The 7,479-nt window shown below is 48.4% G+C and carries 5 protein-coding genes; 2 read left to right on the top strand and 3 right to left on the bottom strand.

Features of this window, described 5'->3' with window-relative positions:
* Both gshA and A3751_RS02025 read right to left on the bottom strand, forming a co-directional pair.
* Positions 1-1,000: glutamate--cysteine ligase (gene gshA, locus A3751_RS02030; protein WP_068451543.1), on the bottom strand; the 1,000-nt coding region annotated here is incomplete at its 3' end.
* Positions 1,001-1,068: 68 nt separating this feature from the next.
* Entirely contained in the window at positions 1,069-3,390 is a 2,322-nt protein-coding gene (locus A3751_RS02025; RefSeq protein WP_068451540.1) for a Tex family protein, read from the bottom strand.
* A gap of 157 nt (positions 3,391-3,547) precedes the next feature.
* On the opposite strand from A3751_RS02025, the gene rep reads away from it, so the two are divergent.
* Positions 3,548-5,566, top strand: a complete 2,019-nt coding sequence (gene rep, locus A3751_RS02020) for a DNA helicase Rep (RefSeq protein WP_068451537.1) — start codon at positions 3,548-3,550, stop codon at positions 5,564-5,566.
* A gap of 5 nt (positions 5,567-5,571) precedes the next feature.
* Here rep and A3751_RS02015 read toward each other — a convergent pair whose 3' ends face one another.
* Positions 5,572-6,609, bottom strand: coding sequence for a nitronate monooxygenase family protein (locus A3751_RS02015; RefSeq protein WP_068451534.1), 1,038 nt, complete (start codon positions 6,607-6,609; stop codon positions 5,572-5,574).
* Positions 6,610-7,274: 665 nt separating this feature from the next.
* On the opposite strand from A3751_RS02015, the gene A3751_RS02010 reads away from it, so the two are divergent.
* A partial coding sequence (locus A3751_RS02010) for a helix-turn-helix domain-containing protein (RefSeq protein WP_197466108.1) occupies positions 7,275-7,479 on the top strand: 205 nt, incomplete at its 3' end.

Below are 7,479 nucleotides of genomic sequence, written 5' to 3'. Positions count from 1 at the left end.
CTTCGACATATTCCACGCCACGTTCATTTAATGCTGCAGTCGGTTTCTCTCCGGACAGGGTGGTTCGCTTTGGTCGAATAGAGCTGTAGTACTCGTTCTCGATTTGAAGCACGTTTGTGTTCAGCTGCGTGTAGCCCTCGCTGTCGTGTAATCCAATTTCCTCGTATCGCGGATAAGATGTATGAATTGCGTTCGTTAGCGTATTGGTAAAGTTTTCAAGCGTGTTGAAACATATATTCAACGAGCTTTGCGCGTTATTGCTATAGCCGAGATCGCTCATTCTCAGCGATGTCGCGAATGGGCGATAAAGGGTGCCTTTTTCGTCAAAGCGTTCTAAATCGTGTTTGCGTCCCTCTAAAAAGCTTTGGTCGAGCGCCGGCGATGCGCCAAACAGATACATCAATAACCAACTGTAGCGGCGAAAGTTTCGTGTTAACGCAAAGTACTTCTGAGATTTAAACTCTTGCAGCGTCGCAGGACTTTTCTCTGCATCTTTGAGCGTGTTCCAAAACTCGTCAGACAATGAAAAGTTGAAGTGTAGTCCTGCGATGCTCTGCATGATACGCCCGTATCGAACATCAAGCCCTTTGCGATAAACATGCTTCAGTTGGCCAATGTTGGAATCGCCATATTCGGCGATACGAATGCTGTCATTGCCATCGAGTCGGCAAGGCATGCTGCCCGCCCAAAGGCTTTCATCGCCGATGTTGTTAAGTACAAACTTGTGGGTTGCCTCAAGCTCTGAAATCAAGCCCTGACGCGTTGTTTGCACGGAGGTGATGAGCTCAAGTAAGGCTTCCGAGTAATCCGTAGTGATTGAGCTATGTGTAAGAGGGTGGCCCAGCGCGTCAGGGTGGTCTGATTGGGTGATCGAAAAGTCGGGCGTGACACGCAGGCCCTCTTTTTCGAGTCCTCTCGAAATGAGTCTCGTGTTTGAGTCGTTTAGATAGCTAAGGAGTGCCTGATATCCATGACCATGCGACGAAGTTGATATTGTCATTTTCTTGTCCTTTTAAAGCACTTCCAGCGCGTAAACATACTACGATGAATCAATCGGGGCGAACAGGGCTATTTCTTTTTTGCTTTGGCAAATGCAGAGGCAAAAGCATTGTTGACCGGAGCCTGCTTAGCGCCTTTTTGTTTTGGCAATTTATTGGCTCTATCCGTTTTAATCCCGCCTCTATCCTGTCTGTCTTGTTTTGCCTGTTCTGAGACCGAATCACTCAGGCGCATCGTTAATGCAATACGCTTTCGCTTTACATCCGCTTCAAGCACTTTTACCTTGACGATGTCTCCTGTTTTGACAACTTCACGCGGATCTTTGACGAACTTATCGGCCAAACAGGATATATGCACAAGTCCATCCTGATGCACGCCAATATCAACAAAGGCTCCAAAGTGCGTGACGTTGGTAATGCTTCCTTCCAGAATCATGCCTTCTTCAAGGTCGCTGATTTCTTCAACCCCATCCTTGAAACTGGCAAATTTAAACTCCGGACGCGGGTCACGACCGGGCTTTGCCAGCTCGTTTAGTACATCTTCTACGGTATGGTGACCAAAACGCGTATCGACAAAATCCTCGACGCGCACTTGCTTGAGGTTGTTGGCTTGCCCGATTAAATCGGAGACGGAGGCGCTTTGTGATTTTGCGATGCGTTCAACCAAGCCATAAGACTCAGGATGAACAGCGGATGCATCCAGAGGGTCTGCGCCACCGTTTACACGCAAGAAACCGGCGCATTGCTCAAAAGCCTTGTCGCCAAGCCTTGGTACATTTTTGAGCTCTTTTCTGGATTTGAATGCGCCGTTGGCATCGCGAAATGCAACGATATTGCTTGCTGTGTTTGCGGCCACACCGGATACGCGTGCAAGTAATGGCGCTGATGCCGTATTGAGATCGACACCAACGGCATTTACACAGTCTTCAATCACGGCATCGAGACTTTTACCGAGTCTAAATTGGCTAACATCGTGTTGATATTGGCCAACGCCAATGGCTTTCGGCTCGATCTTTACCAATTCTGCTAGAGGGTCCTGCAAGCGTCGCGCAATAGACACCGCGCCCCGAATACTCACATCGAGATCGGGGAATTCGTTGGCGGCGGTCTCTGAGGCAGAATAAACCGAAGCACCGGCTTCGCTCACCACAATTCGAGATAGCGGGAGTTCAGGGTAGCGCTTACATAAGTCAGCGCAGAGTTTTTCGGTCTCGCGGGAGGCTGTGCCATTGCCAATGCTCAACAGTTCAGCATGATGCTTACGGGCAAGTTTTGCGATAACTTCAATCGACATATCCCACTGATTTTTTGGCGCATGAGGGTAAATCGTTGCATGGTCGAGTAGCTTTCCAGTCGCGTCGACGACGGCCACTTTCACGCCAGTGCGCAAGCCAGGGTCCAGCCCGATGGTTGCCTTTGGACCGGCCGGCGCAGCTAGGAGCAGGTCTTTCATATTCTCTGCAAACACCTTGATCGCCACCTCTTCAGCCTGTTCGCGTAACTGGCCAAGTAGCTCGGTTTCGATGCTCATGCCGAGTTTAACCCGCCACGTCCAACGGATGACTTCTTTTAACCAGGCATCGGCCGCTCGATTTTGATCCTGTACGCCAACCTGATTGGCGATGATAGACTCGCAGGGCGATACAGCGAGTCTTGATGTCTTATCTGTGTCGACATGTTCCAAGCTCAAGGACAACACTCCTTCTTTACGCCCTCTAAAGAGTGCGAGAGCACGGTGAGAAGGAATTTTCTTAATCGCTTCGCTGTATTCGAAGTAATCCTGAAACTTTTGCGCGTCTTTATGCGCAGTATCGGCCGCAGTGCTTATCAAAACGCCGAAAGACCACATTTCATGTCGTAATTTTGCGAGTAACGCCGCATCTTCGCTAAAGCGTTCGATCAGTATGTACTTGGCACCGTCTAAAACGGCTTTGGTATCTGCAAAACCCGCGTCGCTATTAATAAAGTGTTGCGCTTCTGTTTCGGGTGTTTTGGTCGGGTCATTGAAAAGCAGGGTCGCTAAAGGCTCAATGCCCGCTTCGATCGCGATTTGGCCTTTGGTGCGGCGTTTTGGCTTGTAGGGTAGGTAAAGGTCTTCGAGACTTTGCTTGCTAGTACAGGCTCGAATAGTTTTCTCAAGCTCTGGGCTCAGCTTGTCTTGCTCGGCAATGCTTTTGAGAATGACATCGCGTCGATCGTGCAGCTCTGATAAATAAGTGAGCCGTTCGTCCAATTTCCGTAACTGCGTATCATCAAGAGCGCCGGTTTTTTCTTTGCGATAGCGTGCGATAAATGGGATGGTCGCACCCTCATTGATAAGCTGTATGGTCGCTTCTACTTGTTCCGTTCGAATGGCTAATTCGTCTGCAATTAGCTGGGCAATGGATGACATTCAATGCTTCCGTAATTCTTTTTTGAAGTCTTCATTTATGGGAGCGAGAAGAGATTTTTAAACCCTGCTAAATGAAATAAAGAATCCTTTTTTAGTCAGTGGCAACTCGGGTAAACTAGCGCCCCTGCCGCAAAACGCACATCTGATAGAGGCCACTGTGGGTACAACGCTCAACCCGAAACAACGAGAAGCTGTCCGTTATGTTGCCGGGCCTTTGCTGGTGTTGGCTGGCGCGGGTAGTGGTAAAACGAGTGTGATTACGCGCAAAATTGCCTACCTGGTGAACGAATGCGGTTTGAAAGGGCGAAATATTGCTGCCGTGACGTTCACCAATAAAGCAGCTCGTGAGATGAAAGAGCGTGTTGGCAAGCTGATCAGCGGGCCAGATGCTCGCGGCTTAACCGTAAGTACGTTCCACAATCTTGGCTTAAACATCATTCGCACCGAGCATAAAAAACTGGGTTACAAGCCCGGATTCTCCATTTTTGATTCTGAAGACGCCAAAGCCTTGCTTCGTGATTTGATGATCAAAGAAGGAGAGGAGAACAGCGATATCCTGAATGCTGCGCAAATGCAAATCTCGAGTTGGAAAAACGCAATGCTGACTCCTCAGGCAGCCTTGAGTGCAGCAAAAACACCTGAAGATCTGCAAATTGCACAAGTGTATGTGCTCTATAACCGCTATCTTAAAGCTTACAACGCACTTGATTTTGATGATCTGATTTTGCTCCCGGTGACCTTGTTTCAGGACGACCATGAAGTCTTGCGAAAATGGCGTCAGAAGATTCAATACCTGTTAGTCGATGAGTATCAGGACACGAATATCGCCCAGTACGAAATGGTAAAACTGCTGGTTGAGGAGCGGCAAGCGCTGACTGTGGTAGGCGATGACGACCAGTCAATTTATGCGTGGCGAGGTGCGCGTCCCGAGAACCTAGCCAAACTCGAAGAAGACTTTCCAACGCTAAAGCTCGTTAAGCTGGAACAAAATTACCGTTCAACAAGCCTTATTCTAAATTCAGCGAATGTCGTTATCGCCAACAACCCGCACGTGTTTGAAAAACGCTTGTGGAGCGATATGGGCGCCGGTGATCGCATTCGTATCATCCGTTGTCGTAACGAAGATGCCGAGGCCGAGCAGGTAGCGGCGGAGATACTTGATCAAAAACTGAAGCGCAGTGTTTCGTTTAAAGACTTTGCAGTGCTTTATCGGGGCAATCATCAAAGCCGTCTGCTTGAAATAAAACTGCAGGCCTTTCAGGTACCTTATCGCCTGTCTGGCGGCACCTCATTTTTTGCAAAGAATGAAATTAAAGATGCAATGGCTTACTTGCGACTGCTGGTAAACCCGGATGATGATGCAGCGTTCTTGCGCGTGGTGAATGTTCCGCGCAGAGAAATTGGCCCAAGCACCCTCGAGAAGCTGGGGAATTATTCTACCGAGCGAAACATTAGTTTGTTCCAAGCTTGTTCTGAAATAGGATTGGAGCAGGTTCTGAAGGAAAGGCCTTTGGAGAAAGTACGGCGTTTTTGTACTTGGCTGGAGAATACGACGCGGCGCTGTTATGAAGAAGATCCGATACCCGTTATTAAGCAATTATTTACCGACATCGAATACGACCAATGGCTCTACCAGAACGCCAGTACGCCGAAGGCAGCAGAACGAAGAATGGAAAACGTCTGGTATTTGGTCGATTCCATGAAAGCCATGCTCGACGCGGACAAGGGGACGGCTGACGAGATAGGCATAGATGAAGCCATCTCTAAACTCGTTCTTCGCGATATGTTAGAGCAGCAGGAAGAGGAAGATGATAGCGATAAGGTGCACCTGTTGACCTTGCACGCGTCAAAAGGGCTGGAGTTTCCGCATGTGTTTATCATGGGCCTCGAAGAAGAAATCCTACCGCATAGAAACAGCATCGAAGAAGACAACATCGAAGAAGAGCGTCGCTTAATGTATGTCGGTATTACGCGGGCGAAACAGACGTTGGCTTTAACGTATGCTGCAACGCGTAAACAATTTGGCGAAAAAATCGAAACGATCCCCAGTCGGTTTTTAGATGAGCTTCCTGAAGACGATGTGGAGTACGAAGGTGGAGAGGAACAAGATAAAGAGCGCGCCAAGCAAAAGGGTCGTCAAACTTTATCTGCCCTACTGGATGACCTGAAAGACTAGCGTTGTTAAGACAGCGGCTCGTCGGATAGTGAATGCACAAGCTCAGCGGCCGGACCTTCATGACATCCACTGCGATTTGTCCCTGACCACATCGGTAAAAAATCGCCCAGTTGGTTTTGCTCTGAGTATGCCCGAAGTGGCGCAACGGCCGTTGCCGCATAGGGAAAGTCAGGCGCTTTATCAGAGATAAACCCAAGCTCTTTCATTAAACGATTTTCAATCCCCCGCGCTGGCCTGCCTGAAAAGACATTGGTTAAGTGGGTCTCAGCCTTTTGATCACGTAGAGCGCTTCGATAGGCTGCGCTAGTGTTTGCTTCATTGCATAGAAGAAACGCGGTTCCCAGCTGCACGCCAGCAGCGCCCCAATTTAAAGCGTCTTGAATATCCTGTTTGCTGGCAATGCCTCCGGCTGCGATAACCGGTGTTGATAGCGCTGCAGCTATCGCTTTAACCAGGCGTTTTGTTGGTAACTGGGCATCTAACTGTGTGTCGCTGAACATGCCTCGGTGACCACCGGCTTCGATGCCTTGAGCGATGAGCACATCAACACCATGCGCTTCAAGCCAAGTCGCCTCCTCGAGCGTCGTGGCGGACGAAAGTATGATCGTCCCCCAGGATTTTACTCTTTCAACAAGGTGTCTTGCGGGAAGCCCAAAGTGAAAGCTGATCACGGGCGGTTTGAACGGCTCTATTCTGTCTGCCATCTCATCATTAAAGGGCATGCGCAATGCACTTGGCGGGGCAGAAACTGCAAGGCCGACCTCTGCATAATAGGTGGATAGATGGTGCAACCAGCGTGCTTCTTTTTGTTCGTCAACCGGAGGCATGGTGTGACAAAAGAAGTTTAGGTTGTAGGGCTTGTTGGAATGCTGCTTAAAGTAATTGAGCTCTTGTTCAACTTGATCTGGGTTGAGCATTCCGCATGGAATTGAACCGAGCCCGCCGGCTTCAGATACCGCAACGGCTAATTCCCAATTCTGCACGCCTGCCATCGGCGCTTGAATAAGCGGGTACTCAATGTTTAGTCGATCTTCAATCTGCACAATCAAAGGCCTCTGAATAAGAACACGAAATTGGCTTGATTATGACGCAATCACACACTCTGTAAACCGAAAGTGTCATTGCTGAGATCACTAACGGACATGACCTGATATTGTTGCCCATCAATATTTCGCCAGTGAGGGTGGACCGATTCGCGGGCTAGGGCGTGCACACGCTTTTTTTGCTCAGGAGTGGCAGGTTTAGGACTGAGGAGTAAGAAGGCTATAAAAAACGACCTAGATTGGCGCGGGCCATCACGTTGATGCTGTAAAGGCTAATGCGCACCTAGGTCGATCAATGCTTGATTAATTGATTGGTTGTTTAGTGGTTTTTTAAAACCACACGTAAAAGCACTAAGGGATCGGTTTAACGGCAGCATTGTTTAGTCTAGGTCGCCGGCCTCAAGCGCTAGATCTTTCTGGCTTAGATAAAAGTTTGTGCTGAAAAGTGTCCAAATTGAGCTTAGTAAGATCATAATATTTACCTCTATTCATACGATAGGTTACTCAAATTTCTTCCATATAGGTTCCTTTTTGGAACCTAATCGATAATATAGGTTCTAAAATGGAACTTATCAACCTATAATTTAGAAATAGATGCTAGAACGGCTTCGTAAAAGGTGTTTGATGCGTAACAATAAATCGAGAACAGAAACTAAGGGAAAGCAATGCGTTGGGAAGATGTCGACTCACAAATATGTTCTATGGCTCGTGGCTTAGCGATATTCGGCGATCGCTGGACCTTACTTATCATTCGCGATTGCTTCCGCCGGGTTCGGCGCTTTTCAGATTTTCAGAAGTCCCTGGGTATTACCAAGCATCGGCTCTCAGATCGTCTAACGCGATTAGTCGAAGAAGGTATTCTGGTTAAAC

The organism is Oleiphilus sp. HI0080, assembly GCF_001635135.1.
The sequence above is the reverse complement of the archived record's forward strand: the minus strand, read 5'-3'. Positions and strand labels throughout refer to the sequence as shown.